Raw genomic sequence first — 16,794 nt, 5'->3', positions numbered from 1 at the left:
GGAACCCGGAAGGAGGTACGCATGATTACTTCTTTTCCGCCTGAACGCTGCCCATGATTTCGCGGATCTCACCGTGCTGGAAGGTCTGGGAGATGCCGCCGGCTGCAATCTGGTTGTAGTCACTGGTTGGCCAGCCGAACTCGCCCTGCTCGAAGCCGCGCTTGCCCCACTCGTCCATGATTGCGCCGTACAGAATGTAGTGCGCACCGGATTCAGCGGACCAGTAGATGTTGCCGTGCTCGAACTCCTGGAAGAAGCCGCCCTTGATTGGCTTTTCGCCACCCTTCGGGAAGCCCAGCGGGGAGGACGGGCCGCCCAGCTCCTTGTACTTGGCACCGATAGCACCGTGGACGATGGAGTGGGACTCATCCGGGTTACGGGTCAGAACGCCATTCTGGAAGTCCTGTGCGAAGCCCTCGCCGACCTTAGTGACCGGGCCGGTTGGGTACTTAAGGTCGCCGCCTTCGAAGCCGTTCTTGCCCCATGCCTCAACCATGTCACCTGGAATAGCCCAAGCGCCGGTTTCTGCGGTCCAGTAGATGGAGCCGTGCTGGAAGTGGACGAAGCGGCCCTTGCCGTCTGGGGTCTTGGTCTCGCCGGTGGTTGGGAAGCCCAGCCAGGAGGTCGGTCCGCCGCTTTCTGCGTAACGTGCGCCGATGCGGCCAAAGATGGCGTGTGCGCCGGTCTCTGGGGACCAGTAAGCGGTACCCGCCTGGAAGTCTTCGGCCTTTCCGCCGGCGACGTCGTACTCGTTGTTCAGGCAGGAGCCCAGGATGCCGGACTTGGTTGCCTCTGCGATAGCTCCAACCGGGGTGCAATCTGCGCCGCGGTCTTCCTTAGCGATGCCGAGGGCGTCAGCCATGACTGGCCAAGCCTCGCGCATTTCAAACTGCCAGTATTCCCAGCTGTGAACGCCAGATGGGCGGAAGCGGGAAACAACTGGCACACCGGCGCGCTTCGCGTAATCGACGAAGGTCTGGGTAGACATACGGGAGATTACCTCGAGACCAACGCCAGCAGCATTTGCGGGGCCCTTTGCCACGGACTTCAGATTGCCGTAGTCGTCCTTACCGGAGCCGGCGGAGACGTAGACCTTCATGTCCTTGAGTGCTTCGATGCCCAGCTTCGGATCATGGTCGATCCAATCCTGAGAGTAGTGCGGGCCCCACATGTTGGTGGAGGTGAATCCGCCAGCATCCATCTGGGCTGCGGCGATAGCCTCAGGCATGCCCTGCGTGGTGGTGTCCAGGTAGCCAGAGAAGGAACCAACGAACTTGAACAGGTGCGGGTTACGCTCCGCCAAGTTCATAGCCGCGGTACCGCCCATGGAGATGCCGGTAACGGCGCGCTTCTGGTTGGAACGGTAGGCCTTATCGAGAATCGGGACGAGCTCCTTGGTCAGGAAGGTCTCCCACTTGTAGTTGCGGCCATTGTCCGGCTTCTGCCAGTCAGAGTAGAAAGAGGACTCGCCGCCCACCGGCATGATGAGGTTGACGTTGCGGTCAGCGAACTGAGTCTCGATGTCGGTCTCAATGGTCCAGCCGGACTCGTCATCGCGTGCGCGCAGGCCGTCGAGTGCCCATACCTCTGGGAACCTCTTATCCGGGCTGGAGTACCAGTCACGAGCAAGCTGGATCTGGACAACCTGCTCCTTGTCCGGCATCGCTGCGGACTTGATGTAGACGCGCAGGTTGCGGTTGGTCAGGTATTCCACGCGGGAAATATCGACGCCTTCCGGAAGCCCCTCAACCTCTGGGTACTCGGTCTGAATCGGAGTGCGCTCCGGCGGGGTGCCAGGAGCGAAAGCATCAGATAGGTTGGAGCTACCCAGGTTCTGCGTCAATGAACCAAGGGAGGACTGAGCCGTTGCATTCGGCAGGAGAGACAAGCCCACCGCTACAGCAGTAGGCAAAGCTGCGATGGCCAGACCCTTACGAGCCTTGGTCGGGGAACCTGGAGAGCGCAGGCTGGATGCAGACGCATTTTTACGCATAGATGAGTCCTTGTATGAAGTCGAGGTTTTAATGTCGAGGTAGCGGACTAGGCGTGGTTTTCCGAAGGTTCCCCTCCTCCGGACTTTCCTCATCTAGGCCGCGAAGTGCTGTCTATCGTGCGCTCAAGTTTAAGTTGAACTTGAGACTTTTGGAAGAGGAACACGCCAAAAACACAAAACCGGCCGCAGGAAAACCTGCGGCCGGTTAAGAACCCATCTAGGACAATTCGCCGGAGCGATTTCCTAACGAATTCCCTAGATGCTTACCAAGCGTTCATCACATTGAGAACCTGTGGCTTAGAGTGCTCCAACTGGTAGCCAAACTGTGCCCAGTTGTGCAGGCCCTGCATTGGGTAGTTGGAAGTCACGCGCAGACCAGTTGCACGAGCCTTAGCCTCCCAGATGCGGGTGGTCGCACCAGCGAACATCTCCAAAACGGCGCCAGACAGCTGATGCTGCGGCAAGTAACCTGCATCGCCTGCGCCTGGGATACCGGAAGCTGCAGAGATGTAGACGTCAGTGTTGCGCAGACCGCCCATGACGCGGAACGGATCGTTCTCGAAACGGCGCGGGCTAACCAGAGAACCGTACATTGCGTTGATGTTAAATCCGCCGGCGTCGAGAAGCGCGAGACGCATGAAGGTCTGTGCACCTGGCAAGGTGGTGGTCAGGTAACCAGAGTAGGACAGAACCTGGCGGAACTGGCCTGGGTGCTTGCCGGCCAGGGTGATGGCTGCGGTGCCGCCCATGGACAGACCAGCAATAGAGTTGTTGTTACGAGCAACGCCGAAGTTGCGCTCCAGGTAGCCTGGGAGCTCGGAGGTCAGGAAGGTTTCCCACTTGTAGTTGATCGGGGAAACAGCGTTGTAGGTAGCCGGGCCCTCCCAGTCAGCGTAGAAGGAGGCTTCTCCGCCAACCGGCATTACGAGGGTGATGTTGTGCGGCTCGTAGGTGCGGGCAGCGTTTACGTCGTTAACCCAAGCGTTGGTGCGGTTCGTCGCGCGCAGGCCATCGAGCAAGTACAGACCAGCGTTGCCGCCGTTCTTAGCCGGCTGAATCTGCACCGGAATGTTGCGGCCCATTGCTGGGGACCAAACGTCACAGCGCTGCACCCACCAACCGACGGCATCCCAGTCACAGGTGCCCGTGGCATCGGCACGCAAAAAGTCGCGGTTTGCAGCGGACGCTTCCTGGCTACCGGCAGCAACAGCGAGTCCAAGCGCGACCGCAACGGCCATCACGACTGTGAGAACACGCGCCTTGAGACCCGAACTCAGTGAAGTCATGTCTCTCCTTTATGTACTTCTCAACAAGAGCTAGATAGAAAAATTTAGTGCTACTGACACATATCGTCGCCACATCTGGAAACGTTAACGTCACAGAAATATAACGAGGAATCTCTAGCAGCTTAACCCACTTAGCCAGGAAAGTTCCATCCAGAACCACGTTAACTGAGTAGGCGCAGGGCAGTTTAGGGAAGCTGCCACGCCGTAACGGAGATTAAATCCCTATCGTTTCCCAAGGTAATCGTCAGGATCTTCAGAAAAAGTCAGGGTGCGGCCGTCGGTTAGCGCGAATTTGATGTTTTCGAAAAATCTCTTCGCATCAAGCGGATCTTTGTAGGTGGCAAACAGCTTCTGGAAGTCCTCTGTCTGCAGCGCCTTGCGTGCCTTCCGGGTTTCTTCCTTGTCGTACCAGGACGGCAGCTCGTCGATATCCACCGCGGTCTGCGCCGCCTGCCAATATGTCGGCAGGCTCTTGTCGTGACCAATGCGGCCGTCGGCGATGCGTGGTTGGCGGGCGGCGAGCGGCGTCGCCAAGCCGATGTCATCGAGCACGCGCACCTCGAGCGGTGCGTACATAGAAGTCATGCCCATGTTGATGAAGTAGACCGTGGGTAATTCATCAATGCTGGGGTCTCGTTCGATGCCCATCCAGCCATAGGCATCCTCCTCACCCTTCTTGGCATAAAGAACGGCAAGGGCGTCGCCAGCTTCGAGCTCATCCATGCCCTCTTTGTAGTGCTCAATAAAGCGCATGTGGCCGAAGTCTTCCAGCGAGCGCGGCGGGTGGCCGGTTTGGCGCTTGGTGGCATGCGTCCAGAACTCACGCTCGTCGACGATGTTGAGCGGGCCAGAAAAATCATCCCAGTCAACGGAATGCCCACGCAGAACAATCACGCATGCCCAGACTGCGCAGATAGCAGCGGTTAGACCCCCAAGAATCGAACGCAACGGGAGGACGAAGACCGGCAACAGCAAAGCGAAAAGCGGCAACAAAAGCATTCGGCCATGCATGAAGTCACCGCCGACGCGCAGGACATAAATCAGATGCAAAAGACCGGCCGCGAGCAAAAGGTAGGCTGCGGTGGCCGGAGTACGAAACCCACTGGGACGCAGTTCACGACGCAGGCTCCACAGCGCCCACGCAGCGAGGACAATGAGCGGTACGTAGAGCGCATAAGGCAGAGCGAAGTCGCCCAAATAGTTAAAGCCGTGGCTCCACACTGCGCCGGATGCGGACTTCGCCACCGCAGTGTGCGGGGTAAGTAGGCCGTAGTAGCCCATGCGGAAAATCTGGTAGCCCAGCGGCAAAGGCAGCGCCGCAGCGAGAATGCCGAGCCATGCTTTCCAATTACGGTGGGCAGCCAGCAGCAGCACACCAACCAACCCGCCATAGAGAGCGAGCTCTGGGCGCACGAGCCAGGACAGACCAGCCCAGACAGCCAGCCAATATGGCATGGAGTCGCTGGCATTCGCCGCATGCTTGTCGACGCCCCGAGCCCACTTCAGCAGCATCCACCACAGCACGGCCAGATAGAAGATGGCTAGGCCCCATTCGAGGCCGGAGGTGAAAAAGTCGCGAGCTGGTGGCAACGCGAGGTAGACCAGTGCGCCGGCAGGAGCGACGAGGGTTGCGCTCTTGCCCCGCGAAACAAGACCAGCGGTGGCAAATGCGCCGAGCGCCATCGCACAGACAGCAAGGAAAAGCCCTAAGTAGATGGCAATGCCTGCGAGGTCGGCGCCAGTGATCCAGCGCAGCAGCAGAATCAGGTACTGCCAGAGCGTGGAAGTGTTAGCCTCGACGCGCTCGCCCATGTTGAACACGGGGCCATTTCCGGCTTCGAGGTTGCGTACGGTGCGCAGGACGATGAGGCCATCGTCGGAAATCCAGCGGCGTACGAAGCCACCCCAAAAAGAAAAAACACCAATAACAATCACCGATGCCGCGGCGCTGAGCCGGACCAGATTCTTGTTATTAGTGTTATTCACGGGGTAAAAGTTTAACATTACCCATCTTATTTGGTTATATTCCTAGCTTTGTGCTGCCAGAATACATTCTTTATGGTGTCATATTCCGTTCCTGTAGAGCGCCCTGCCCCTGTAGAGAACCCTGTTCTCTACAGCATCGGCATGATGTAGACCGCCATAGCGATGCAGGCCAGCCACGCGAGCGCAAGGACTTGCAGTGCGCGGTCTTCCAGGGCGATTTCATCAGGTGCACCGCCATTGCCACGGTCGACGTCAGCGGCATAGCGCAGCACAGCGATGGTAAACGGAACCATCGAAACCTGGTACCAGACGCCAGCTGGGCCATCGGCGGCGTTGGAAAGCTGGAAGCCCCACAGCGAGTAGGACATGACCAAAGCGGTAGCCGCAAGGGTCCAGACGAAGCGTAGGTAGGTCGGCGTGTAGCCCTCGAGGGACTTGCGAATCTTGGCGCCGGTGCGCTCCGCAAGAAGAATCTCGGAGTAGCGCTTACCGGAAGCCATAAACAGCGAGCCGAATGCCGCAACCAACAGGAACCACTGCGACAAGACGATGCCCGCGGCAACGCCACCGGCCATTGTGCGCAGCATGAAGCCAGAGGAAACCAGCGCGATGTCGATAACCGGCATGTGCTTCCAGCCAAAGCAGTAGCCCAGCTGCAAAGCGATGTACACAGCCATCACGATTGCCAGCTGTGGGCCAGCGGTGGCCAGGAAGGACAAAGCAATGGAGCCAACGATGAGCACTGCCGCCATGGCGTAGGCCAGGCCAACCGGTAGGACGCCGGCGGCAATCGGGCGGAAACGCTTGGTCGGGTGCGCGCGGTCAGCTTCGACGTCGCGTGCGTCATTGATGAGGTAAATCGAGGACGCGCCCATGCAGAAGACGATGAAGGCAAGGAGGACGTCGAGAAGCACGCGCGAATGGAACAGTGCGTCCGCACCCGCTGCTGCTGGAGCAGCGAGGACGAGGACATTTTTGACCCACTGCTTTGGGCGGAGGGCCTTTACCATTCCGTCGGCGAGGTTCTTCGGCGGCTTACGCTTGCGGCCAGTGTCGATGCCTGCGGTATGCGGTTCAGAGTGGAACACGCGCTGCGTACCGTCGTCGTGGTGGGAATCGCTCACGCGGTCTTCCTTTCGTAGCGAGTTAATGCCTCTGCGGTGACTGCGCCGATCGCAGCTCCAACCGCGGTATCCGTTGGATAATGCACTCCGAGCACCATACGCGAAGCCATCATCACGGGCACGCCGACAAGCGGCGCTGGGGTGGACAAAAGATGCGCGACGGCGACGAGGAACGCGGTTGTCGACGTCGAGTGAGAAGAAGGAAACGACAGCTTAGACGGCGTTGCCACGCCCACACGCACGTACGGGTAATCGGGACGCTTGCGGCGAACGATGCGCTTTAACACAACGCTGGCCGCATGGGCGGTAAAAGCACTCGCGCCGACGTATGCCCACTGGCGAGCCTTCGCTTTGTCCGCGCGATTGACCACGTACATGAGAGCGGAAGTTCCCATCCAGCCCAGGGCATGCTCACCCAAGTGGCTAAGGCCGCGGGCGGCAGGTACAACTCCAGGGACGTCGAAAGCTGCGTTCTGGATGCTTTCCAGAACGTGTGATTCCGCTACAGAAAGCTTACTGGGCATCGAATACCTTCTTCCAGGATTCGCGGGAGGTCAGCTCCGGCATCGCGGCGCGATACTGCGCCTTCAGATCGTCGAAGTTCTCCTCGATCTCCTTGAGCAGGCCGCGGGTCTGCTTGACGAGGTCGGTGGCCAGATCGCGGTCGCGTTTGCGGAAGGCCACGCCGGTGCCACCTGCGGTGGAAACTGTTGCGGAGTCCACGCGGGACAGGGTGAACCAGCGCGCTTCGTCTGGGGTGAGGTTGAGCTGCGGCGCCTCGTGGTGCGCGCGGTCTTCCTTGGTGACCAGGTGCTTTGCGGACTTCAGCAGCCATGGCAGCTTCTTGACCTTGCCGAGGCGGCCGCCGATGTTGCGGGTCGGTACGCCCGGCGCGCCGGTCGGAGCTGGCAGTTGGTCGGCAGACTCGATGATGACGGCATCGGAGTAGTTCTTGCGGATTTCCGCGATGCGCGGCAGGGAGGATTCCAGGATGTCGAAGAGGTGATCTGGGCCGGCCAAGAAGTCCTTCATAGCTTCCAGCTGGATAGCCATGGTGGAGTATTCCATGCACATCGTGTGCTTGAGGGTGGACTTGAAGATGGACTTCGTAATGCCCTTGACGTCGCCGTCGTGGTACATCGCAGCGACGATGAGGCGGTTGCGCAGGTGGAAGTACGCCTGCCAATCGATGGCGTCGTCCTTGTCCGCCCACGCCATGTGCCAGATGGCAGCGCCTGGCCAAGTCACGGTTGGGAAGCCGTTAGCGGCTGCGCGCAGGGAGTACTCGGTGTCATCCCACTTAATAAACAGCGGCAGCGGCTGGCCGTTGGTCTCAGCTACGACGCGCGGGAAGAGGCACATCCACCAGCCGTTGTATTCGACATCGACGCGGCGGTGCAAAGCGCGGGAGTCGTACTTGCGTGGGTCGAGGTGCGACTGGGCGTCGCCAATAGCGCGCAATGGGTACTTGGCGAAGTCGTGGTCGTAGACCGCGTGCGGCGCCCCGCCCCACATGAAGTCGTGCTTGTTGACCTGCTCGCCGGTGGTGCGCAGCTGGGAGCGCTCCTGCAGGTTCAGCATCTGTCCGCCAACGATGATCGGCTTTGCGGCGTATCGCGCGGCCTGAACTGCGCGCAGGATGGAGTCAGGCTCGATGGCGATGTCATCATCCATGTAGAGGATGAACGGGGAATCGGTGTTCTCCAACGCTTCGTACATGATGCGGGAGTAGCCGCCGGAGCCGCCCAGGTTGCCCTGCCGGAACTCGCGGAAGCGCGGGCCGAAGTGCTCGACGGCCTGCTCGTAGCCTGGCTCGTCTGCCGGGTGCTGGTTACCCTGGTCCGGCATAAGGACGTAGTCGATGATGCCGTCGACCACTGGGTCCTCGGCGAGAGCCTGCAGCGCTGCGACGGCGTCGGTTGGGCGATTGAAGGTAGGAATGCCCACGGCAACGCGCTTTTCCGAAGCCGGGATCTCCGTACCGTCCGGCATAATCTGCGGGCCCGGCTCGTGTGGAGCGCACCACGCAGCGTTGGAGAGAACGGTCTCTTTTTCAGCAGTGATGTCGAACCACAGCCAGCCGCCGTCTTCGAAGTTCTTCAGCGGCAGTTCGAAGTCGTGGTGACCGCTGCCGACCAGGTGGTTGGCCACGGAGATGCGCTGACCGTCCTGTTTGGAGCGGTAAATGGAGACGTTGGCTTGGCCTTCGAGCTCGAGGGAGAGCACGATGGACTTCAGCTGGGACCAGCGGCGCCAGTAGGAAGCAGGGAAAGCGTTGAAGTAGGTCTCGAAAGAAGCCTCTTCACCCGCTGGAATCGTCACCGCAGTGCGGTTGGTCCAGCTCAGGCGCTCGCGGTTTTGCTCGGACTCGATGAGGTAGAGCATCCGGACGTCAAAAGGCTCGCCGCGCTTGGGCAGCAAGATTCGCTGAACAGGTTCGAAAACGCGGGTTTCGCTGCCAGCGGCGCTGGCGGAGGGATTGTTGGCAGTCACGATTACTTCGATTCTCCAAACGGTTTTATGACAATATTCAGTCAAACAGCCTAGTGGTTTGTGGCCGATAACCTCGCTCCCACACGGATTCATGGCTGCAGTGACGCGTATTTAATACAATCCGGCCGTGAGCACTACGATTGATCCGAGCCTAAAGAGCCATAAATGCGCTCGCATTCTCCATCTTTTAAGAGCGGACTCTTTTATCTAATGAAATATCTCTTCCAGCTACTCGCCGTAGCTTTCTTGCTGGTGACGCTGCCAGCAACGGCACACGCCGCTACGCCCACGGTGGAAATTTTTGATGAAGGTAATCTGCTTTCGCCCTCGGATGAATCAACTCTGCGCCAGGAATCGGAGGAACTGGACCTACCTCCTGAGGTAAGCCGGATTCTGTACTTCACCTATGAGCACAACCACAAGGATGTATCGACTGATGCATTGGAATACCTGCGAGACAACGCCCGCGGCCTGCTAAACACGGATGGGCGCAGTCTTAGGGAAGGAACGCTGCTCATCGGCGTTGGTTTGGATCCAATGTCATCGACTGCCCGTTGCAGTAATGACGTGTGCGAAGCGATTTCCATCGAAGAGCCCGGGCGCCTGAACGGTATTCTGGACCAGATGGAAGCGCCGGTGCGGGGCGGCAACTACACCGTCGGCCTGCTTTTGGCGGCCAAGGCTGCGGGCGATCCCTCTATCTACCGCAAATCGACTACACGGCTTCCGGGCTGGAGCATCTTCATCGCGATGTCAGTGCTAGCGGTCGCGATGCTCGTGGCTTCATTTCTGTATTCGCGCAGGGTAACCGCCCGTCGACTCCTCGAACAGCTGGACTTCAACCGCAGTGCTCTACCAGCGGCCACGAAGTTCATCATCGAGGGCGACAAAATCGTCGCGGAACTTAATACCCCGCTGATTAACGAGGCCTTCAAGGCTCAATGGGAACAAATCAAGGCTGACTATCGCCGGGGAAAGCCGAACATTGTGGCACTGGATTCGTTGGATCCTTCGGCTAGCGCTTCCCTACTTTTCCAACACAGCGGATCAATTACGCAGGGTTACCGCCAGTTGCACCGACTCAGCACTGCGAAGGCGCAGCTGGATGATCTCCAGCGCATGGCTAAGGGCGAAAAACTCACGCGGTCAACTGAGTTGGGATGGTTGAAAGCAGATATGCAGAGAGCTTCTGCAGTGGCAGAAAGCGGAGACCTTCCGGCGACGAGCGCGATCAGCGCCCTTCTCGAGCGCATTGAGATCTTGGAAAAGGATCTTTCTCGCGCGGACTTCTCGGCACAGTTTGCGCGCCTTCTAGCCGACTACCGTCCTATCATCGGCGCGCTGCCCGAGCGGCTTTATGCCCACGGCGAACTCAATCACCAGCGGGCAGTCCCGCCGCAACTAGGCGAGCAGGATTGGCATCCAGGCATGGGCACGCACTACATGCCCTATAACTACGCCGAGTTCTGGGTGTCCAACAACGCTATTTCTGCGAACCTGCCACCGGCCTATCGCTTCTAGTTGTGAGATTAGGCCTCGACAGGGGCCTTATCGCTTACTGGCTCGATACCCAGCTTGCCCAACATATAAAGCACGCGGGCGCCGAGGTCGTCGTGCAGCTCGCGCTTTTCTTCCTCGGTGTTAGCCTCTGCGATGTCCCAGATCTTGATGTCCTTGCCCGGCTCGTCGCGCGGAATCTCGCGGCCTAGGTAGACGATGAAATCAGGCATTTCGACCATACGGCCTTCGGGGTCGGCTTCCTCGTGGGGTGCCGCGGCGTCGACAAGCAAGGCGTCGCCAGCATACTTCTTGGCGAGCTCTACAACTTCCTGTGCCAAGGCCTGATTTGCGCCAGCGGAAAAGCGCACGTGAAGGCGGTGCTCGCCGAAGTAATCTTTTACCTCACGTTCAACCAGAACAGGGATGAATTCTTCGACCGTTGCACCGGCAGTATGGCGCGCGATTGCCGCGTCTACCTCGGCGTCGATTTCCGCAGCAGCGTGAGCGTTGCCGTACAGGTCGTGGAGGTCCTGGCGCAAGGTCGCGAGGCGGTGATCATTGAGATGCGTCATGGTACTCACCAATTACTTTCTATTCTCCGTTTGTTAACCTAACGTTAACCTTACGGAGATTCGCTCCCGGTTTCAACACCAACCCGCGGCACGCACAAAACCGTCAAAGTACCGCTTTATCACCGGACCTGACCGAACACGTCAGCAAGTCATACGCTTTTGAAGCCCGATCCCCACGAAAAACCAAACCACTCTCGGGCAACACTCTTTTATCATTAATTAACCAGTCTTAAGCCCCCTTCAGGACGATTAACAGACTAAAAGCTGGGTACTTCGCTCGAGTTTATTTAACGTAACGAATCCGCAACCGAGCTCATGGACGACGAAGTTCTTGCTGAAATCGCACGCCAGCTCGTTTCCATGCTGCGTCGAGATGCAAAGACCGACTGGACAGTACGCGATGACGTACGTGCGAAACTACGCCGCTCGGGCCGCAGGTTGCTACGCGACTACAAGTATTCAGCGGCGGCGCGCGAACAAGCTGACGTTGAACGCCGTGGTTAGCCCTGCAGCCGATAGTGCTGCTTCGGGCTCTTCAGCGGCTCAGTGCGCACGATGACGCCTTCCTCAACAAGTTCGTTGATGGTCCTGCGCACGCCGTTGAGGGACAGCCCTGCAGCCCCTGCCAATTCGCGGCTGGACGCTGTCCTGTGTTCGCGAAGATAGTCGAGCACGCGCCCGCGGGTTCCGCCACCCAACGCCGCGGTGCGCTCCGGGGTAGTCGGATTTCGCCGTGCAAAGGTGAGTTCAAATGTGGTTAATGAATCCCGTGGTACCGGCGGCGGCAGCAGCTGCCGCTCCAGTTGGTCGAGAATCTCGATATATCCGGTACCACGGTTTTCCGCAACGTACCCATCTCCGTCACCGGCAGGAGTCACCTCCAGCAACGCAGACAAATGCTGATTGCGCGCGCTAGACATACCCGCAGTGCCCAACCGATCAACGGTAACCGTTCCATAAAGACCACCGGGGTTGAGGATCTCCAGCCGGTCGACATACAGGTTCACTTGTACCTGCGTGCCCCGCGCCTGCGGCGAATAGTCACGGTGCATAAGCGCATTAGCGACTGCCTCACGCACAGCCTCCGGAGGATAGTCCGGCAAGTCCTTACGGAAGACTCCCTCGATTACGCCTCCGACGCGCATATTGCGTCGGACTGCCCGCACGGCATCCGCGACCAGCACAGGAATGGGCCCCACCAGACTTTCGTTGTCGAGGAAGCGCTGCTTGCCCATTCCGGCCGATTTATCGGTGCCGGGATATGCTGCAAAGGTCACGTTGAGCCGCGGGAAAAACTGTTGCGGGTAAGTGCCCGCTGCCATAAGCCCGCCCAGAGTTGGCACTAGTTTTCCGTTGTCGTTCCGGGTAATCAGGTGGAGCGCTAACATCGCCTCTTCATCGCTCAACCGTCCAAAAATGCGTTCATGGATGGAGCGCTCGCGGGCCAAGATCTCGGCCACAATGTCAGGATCCAGATCGTCGATGTCAGCATCCGGAACCGGCTCCAGATCCCATTCCGGCTGGGTCTTGTTTTCCTCCAGCCGGTCGATCTCGTATGGCTTTAGTACGCGGTCCCCATCATGGACCCGGATATAGCTGCCGTGATACTTCGACTGAGAAACGACCCAGCAAGGCTTCTCAAAAGGAGCACATTCGGGAATGGTGCCAACGACAATGCTCGCGCCCTCCCACTCAACAATGCCGATCTGGGCGCGAACCGACGGGGTCACGAGGTCTGCACATGCGCCAGCCAGAGCATCCGCCATGGCAGTAGCATCAAAGCCTGGTACCGTAACGAACCCGTTTTCTTCATCCAGCCCCAAGATGATGATTCCACCAGTCCCGTTAGCAAAGGCAGAGATAGAGCGAACGAGCTTCTTAGGAAAACCTCCCGCAGCTGCCTTGACCTCTACGGCGCGCGTATCGGTGTCCTGAGATCGCAGGCTTCCAATGATCTCGGCGATCTCCGCCTGGTCATCGTCCCAGACCACAATCACTCACCCCTATCAGCACTCAACGCTCCTGAACACCCTCAAACACTACACACAACACTACACACACTGTGGTGTGGTGTGTAGTGTTCGCACGTACTCCTCGTCCGAAATTCTCACAGTACGGGGTAATTTCGCAGTTCAATCATGATTTTCCCGACCTACACAACACTACACAACACTACATACAACACACCACCCAACACTCCATAGTGTGGTGTGTTGAGTGGTGTGTTGGGTGGTGTGTTGAGTGTTAAGTGTTATGTTGACGAAGTTCGGCTTAGTGGCCGCGCTCCTGTTCGAGGGCCTTGCCCTCGTTCCAGAACGGGGCCAGCTTGTTGTCGAACATGCTCAGCGCGGAAGCAATGGCCATATGCATGTCGAGGTACTGGTAGGTACCCAGGCGGCCACCGAAGAGAACCTGGTTCTCCTTTGCCTCGGCCGCTGCGAGGCGTCGGTAAGCCTCCAGCTTGGTGCGGTCCTCTGGAGTGTTGATTGGGTAGTAAGGCTCGTCGCCGGACTCGGCGAAGCGCGAGTACTCCTTCATGATGACGGTCTTATCCTTCGGGTACTTATCCTGCCGTTCAGGGTGGAAGTGGCGGAACTCGTGGATGCGGGTGTAATCAACGTCAGCATCGTTGTAGTTCATCACCGGGGTGCCCTGGAAGTCGCCGGTCGGCAAGACCTCAAGATCAAAGTCCAGGGTGCGCCAGCCCAGCTCGCCCTCAGAGAAGTCGAAGTAGCGATCCAGCGGGCCGGTGTAAACAACCGGCGCATCCGGATTCTCTTCGCGAACTTGTTCGCGAACCTCGAACCAATCGGTGTCCAGCTGGACGTCGATAAGCTCGTGCTTCGCCATGTTCTCCAGCCATGCCGCGTAACCGTCTACCGGCAGGCCCTCGTAAGTGTCGTTGAAGTAGCGGTTGTTGAAGGTGTAGCGAACCGGCAAGCGGGTGATGTTGCCCGCCGGCAGCTCCTTCGGGTCGGTCTGCCACTGCTTTGCGGTGTAATCGCGGATGAATGCCTCATAGAGCGGACGACCAATAAGAGCGATGGCCTTCTCTTCCAGGTTCTGAGCTTCATCAACGTCGAACTCGCCGGCCTGATCCTTGATGAGCTGACGTGCCTCATCCGGCGAGTAGTACTTGCCGAAGAACTGATTGATAAGGCCCAGACCCATTGGGAACTGATACGCGGTGCCGTCGTGCATAGCAAAGACGCGGTGCTGGTAGTCCGTGAAGTCGGTGAACTGATTGACGTAGTTCCACACGCGCTCGTTAGAGGTGTGGAACAGGTGCGCACCGTACTTGTGCACCTCGATGCCGGTCTCCGGCTCCGCCTCCGAGTAGGCGTTGCCGCCCAGGTGGTTACGGCGCTCGACGATGAGCACCTTCTTGCCCAATTGAGAGGCCGCACGTTCTGCAACGGTCAGGCCGAAGAATCCAGATCCAACAACGATGAGGTCATAAGAAGTCATGTACCCCACCTTATTGGAGATCGCCCTTGTCGCCGGGGATGACACCCACAAAGAACTTCATCAAGAATGCGCTTTTGACGCGTGTCGGAACAGAATTAACAGAAACAACATAAGTAACATTTTACGCAACTGTTAACTTTCGTAATTCGGTTTGAGCTGTCTAAACCACCCGCACGCGTTACGCAAAACCTCAAGGGAGATAACGTGCAACTACGACGCCGTCTCGTTCCTACCAAGTCGAAGTGGTCCACTCCGATCATCGCTGCTGTCACCTCTGTCTCGATGGTTGCGGCTGCCGCCTTCGGTGGCCACCAAGTGCTGCGCACCCAAGAAAACGGCTCCGGCCCCATCGAAGTAGCTTCCGCCTCGACGAGCTTTGGCGACGGCGAAACCGTTGTGGTCGACGACGCTGCTATCTCTGCCCAGGGCGAAGGCGACGGCCCCCGCGCCGTCAAGCAGTTCCACCGGGACGAGCCTTTCTCCATGTTCGCCGTGACCTGGAAGGGCGCTCGTGACGTCGCCGCTTTCGTGCGCGCCAAGCAGGCGGACGGTTCGTGGTCGCAGTGGTACGACATGGACAACTCGGGTTATACCAACGACGATCCGAACGCCACTAACGGCACCGAGCTGATTTACACAGGAACCACCAACGACGTGCAGGTTTCCATCAACAACGTCGATCTTGTCTCGGGCACCAACCTGGACAAGAGCTTCGAGGAAACCCCCGTGGAAGAAGACGGTACGCAGGCCCCAGAGTCCGCGGCACCGGAAACCTCGGCACCGGCGGCGTCGGCAAGCCAGTCGCCTGCTTCCGCACCGGCGGAGGACTCCAATCAGTCCGTGATTGAACAGGCCGCGGAAGCAGCAGCCAACCCGCAACCGGCGCCGCTGCCGTACAACGTCGGTGACATTGCGCCGGTGGCTGACGTGCAGGAGATGGACACTAAGGATTCCGGCGCACAGGATTCTGACGCACAGGATTCCGGCGCGTCGGCAAACAACACCAGCACCGAGGGCATGGAGGCTGTCTTCATTGACGGCAATGCGCAGGCTGGCGAGGCTATCGAGCAGACCGCTGTCACCGACGGCATGCCAAAGGTCGTCTCCCGCGCAGGCTGGGGTGCGGACGAGTCTAAGCGCTGCATGGGGCCAGACTACGACGACGGCGTTAAGGCACTGACCCTGCACCACACCGCGGGCAGCAACAACTACACCAAGGCTGATGCTGCAGCGCAGGTGCGCGGAATCTACCAGTACCACGCGCAGAACCTGGGCTGGTGCGATATCGGATACAACGCACTGGTGGATAAATACGGCACCATCTACGAGGGCCGTTACGGCGGCCTCGATAAGGCCGTGCAGGGCGCACACGTTGGCGGTTTCAATACCAACACGTGGGGCATCTCCATGATTGGTAACTACGAAACCGCAGCACCGACGGAGCAAATGCTGAACTCCGTGGCGGAAATCGCCGGCTGGAAGGCCGCGATCTCCAACATCAACCCGAAGGGCTCCACCGACCTGGTCTCCGGCGGCTTCGGTGGCTCCCGTTTCCCAGCAGGCGCGGTTGCTCACGTTCCAACCTTCCACGGCCACAATGACCTGCACTACACCGCCTGCCCAGGCCAGTACACCGTGGCACGTTGGGGCGATATCCGCAATGCGACCTACCGCAAATACCAGTCCATCAAGAACGGCACTGCCGGCTCCGGTGCGCAGTTGCCATCCAACGATGGCACCAACACGAACACTGGGACGAATACCGGCACCACGACGCCGGGTACCAATAATCCGGGTGGAAACACCGGTGGAACCACCGGTACGAACGGCGCTACTTCCTCCCTGGGCGGCGTCCAGGTGCCGGTTGCAGTAGTCCAGGCGGTTGCCGGTATCGCCGCAACCTTGGTCGGCATCTTCCTGGCTCGCTCGGGCCAGAAGGTCGACGGCAATAAGACCGTCGTCGGTGGCCTGACCACCTCGGAGATTCCAAACATTGTCTCCAAGGTCGTCCAGATCTCCGGCAACCCGGGCCTGCAGCAGTCCTGGACGGCAATCCTGAACGCCTTCGGCCCGGTTCTCGGCCTCGCAGTAGGCGGCCCGGACTTCAAGGCGGGCGTTGTCTCCCAGCTCTTTGAAAACGGCGTCGTTCTCTCTTCCGAGGAGACCGGCACTCACGCCCTAACGGGCCAGATCGCTAAGGCTTGGTCCGAAGGCGACAACTCCACCAAGCTCGGCCTGCCAACCTCCGACGAGGTCTCCACCGGCAACGGCCGCGAAATCCGCGTGGACTTCCAGGGTGGCTACATCCAGTACGACCCAGCAACCGAGAAGATTAACGTCTTCACCGACTAGTTGGCAGGGGCTGACACCCC

At 59.0% G+C, this 16,794-nt stretch carries 11 protein-coding genes and 1 pseudogene; 3 read left to right on the top strand and 9 right to left on the bottom strand.

Going from position 1 to position 16,794, the window contains the following annotated elements:
* Nucleotides 1–25 precede the first annotated feature (25 nt).
* The 6 genes from WM42_RS07910 to WM42_RS07885 form a co-directional block, all read right to left on the bottom strand.
* Complete coding sequence (locus tag WM42_RS07910; RefSeq protein ID WP_062036833.1) at nt 26–1,993, bottom strand: alpha/beta hydrolase-fold protein; 1,968 nt, start codon at nt 1,991–1,993, stop codon at nt 26–28.
* A gap of 263 nt (nt 1,994–2,256) precedes the next feature.
* Nucleotides 2,257–3,279, bottom strand: a complete 1,023-nt coding sequence (locus WM42_RS07905) for an alpha/beta hydrolase (RefSeq protein WP_062036830.1) — start codon at nt 3,277–3,279, stop codon at nt 2,257–2,259.
* A 222-nt stretch (nt 3,280–3,501) separates the two neighbouring features.
* Nucleotides 3,502–5,283: an arabinofuranosyltransferase AftB family protein gene (locus WM42_RS07900; RefSeq protein ID WP_062036827.1), complete on the bottom strand. Its 1,782-nt coding sequence runs from the start codon at nt 5,281–5,283 to the stop codon at nt 3,502–3,504.
* Nucleotides 5,284–5,393: 110 nt separating this feature from the next.
* Nucleotides 5,394–6,389, bottom strand: coding sequence for a decaprenyl-phosphate phosphoribosyltransferase (locus WM42_RS07895; RefSeq protein WP_062036823.1), 996 nt, complete (start codon nt 6,387–6,389; stop codon nt 5,394–5,396).
* Nucleotides 6,386–6,913, bottom strand: coding sequence for a phosphatase PAP2 family protein (locus WM42_RS07890; RefSeq protein WP_061925049.1), 528 nt, complete (start codon nt 6,911–6,913; stop codon nt 6,386–6,388). The genes WM42_RS07895 and WM42_RS07890 overlap by 4 nt, the downstream gene beginning before the upstream one ends.
* Entirely contained in the window at nt 6,903–8,882 is a 1,980-nt protein-coding gene (locus WM42_RS07885; protein WP_062036820.1) for a glycosyltransferase, read from the bottom strand. Before WM42_RS07885 ends, WM42_RS07890 begins: the two co-directional genes overlap by 11 nt.
* A 210-nt stretch (nt 8,883–9,092) precedes the next feature.
* Here WM42_RS07885 and WM42_RS07880 point away from each other — a divergent pair, with 210 nt between their 5' ends.
* The gene (locus WM42_RS07880) at nt 9,093–10,403 is read left to right on the top strand and encodes a hypothetical protein (RefSeq protein ID WP_062036817.1); all 1,311 of its coding nucleotides are present in this window, start codon (nt 9,093–9,095) and stop codon (nt 10,401–10,403) included.
* A gap of 8 nt (nt 10,404–10,411) precedes the next feature.
* Here the strand turns inward: WM42_RS07880 and WM42_RS07875 are convergent, their stop codons facing one another.
* A complete protein-coding gene (locus tag WM42_RS07875; RefSeq protein WP_062036814.1) occupies nt 10,412–10,954 on the bottom strand; it encodes a three-helix bundle dimerization domain-containing protein in 543 nt (180 codons plus the stop codon).
* A gap of 294 nt (nt 10,955–11,248) precedes the next feature.
* Here WM42_RS07875 and WM42_RS07870 point away from each other — a divergent pair.
* Nucleotides 11,249–11,458, top strand: a pseudogene (locus tag WM42_RS07870) (type I restriction enzyme endonuclease domain-containing protein); the annotation flags it as partial.
* Here WM42_RS07870 and WM42_RS07865 read toward each other — a convergent pair.
* Nucleotides 11,455–12,945: an ATP-binding protein gene (locus tag WM42_RS07865; RefSeq protein ID WP_062039307.1), complete on the bottom strand. Its 1,491-nt coding sequence runs from the start codon at nt 12,943–12,945 to the stop codon at nt 11,455–11,457. The pseudogene WM42_RS07870 and the gene WM42_RS07865 sit on opposite strands and share 4 nt — an antisense overlap.
* 280 nt (nt 12,946–13,225) lie before the next feature.
* Entirely contained in the window at nt 13,226–14,422 is a 1,197-nt protein-coding gene (glf, locus tag WM42_RS07860) for a UDP-galactopyranose mutase (RefSeq protein ID WP_062036808.1), read from the bottom strand.
* A 204-nt stretch (nt 14,423–14,626) separates the two neighbouring features.
* Here glf and WM42_RS07855 point away from each other — a divergent pair, with 204 nt between their 5' ends.
* Nucleotides 14,627–16,774: an N-acetylmuramoyl-L-alanine amidase gene (locus WM42_RS07855; protein ID WP_062036805.1), complete on the top strand. Its 2,148-nt coding sequence runs from the start codon at nt 14,627–14,629 to the stop codon at nt 16,772–16,774.
* The last annotated feature ends 20 nt before the right edge of the window (nt 16,775–16,794 follow it).

The organism is Corynebacterium simulans (assembly GCF_001586215.1).
GTDB classification, from domain to species: Bacteria; Actinomycetota; Actinomycetes; order Mycobacteriales; family Mycobacteriaceae; genus Corynebacterium; species Corynebacterium simulans.
Note: the sequence above shows the minus strand (reverse complement) of the source record. Positions and strands in the feature narration are given on the sequence as shown.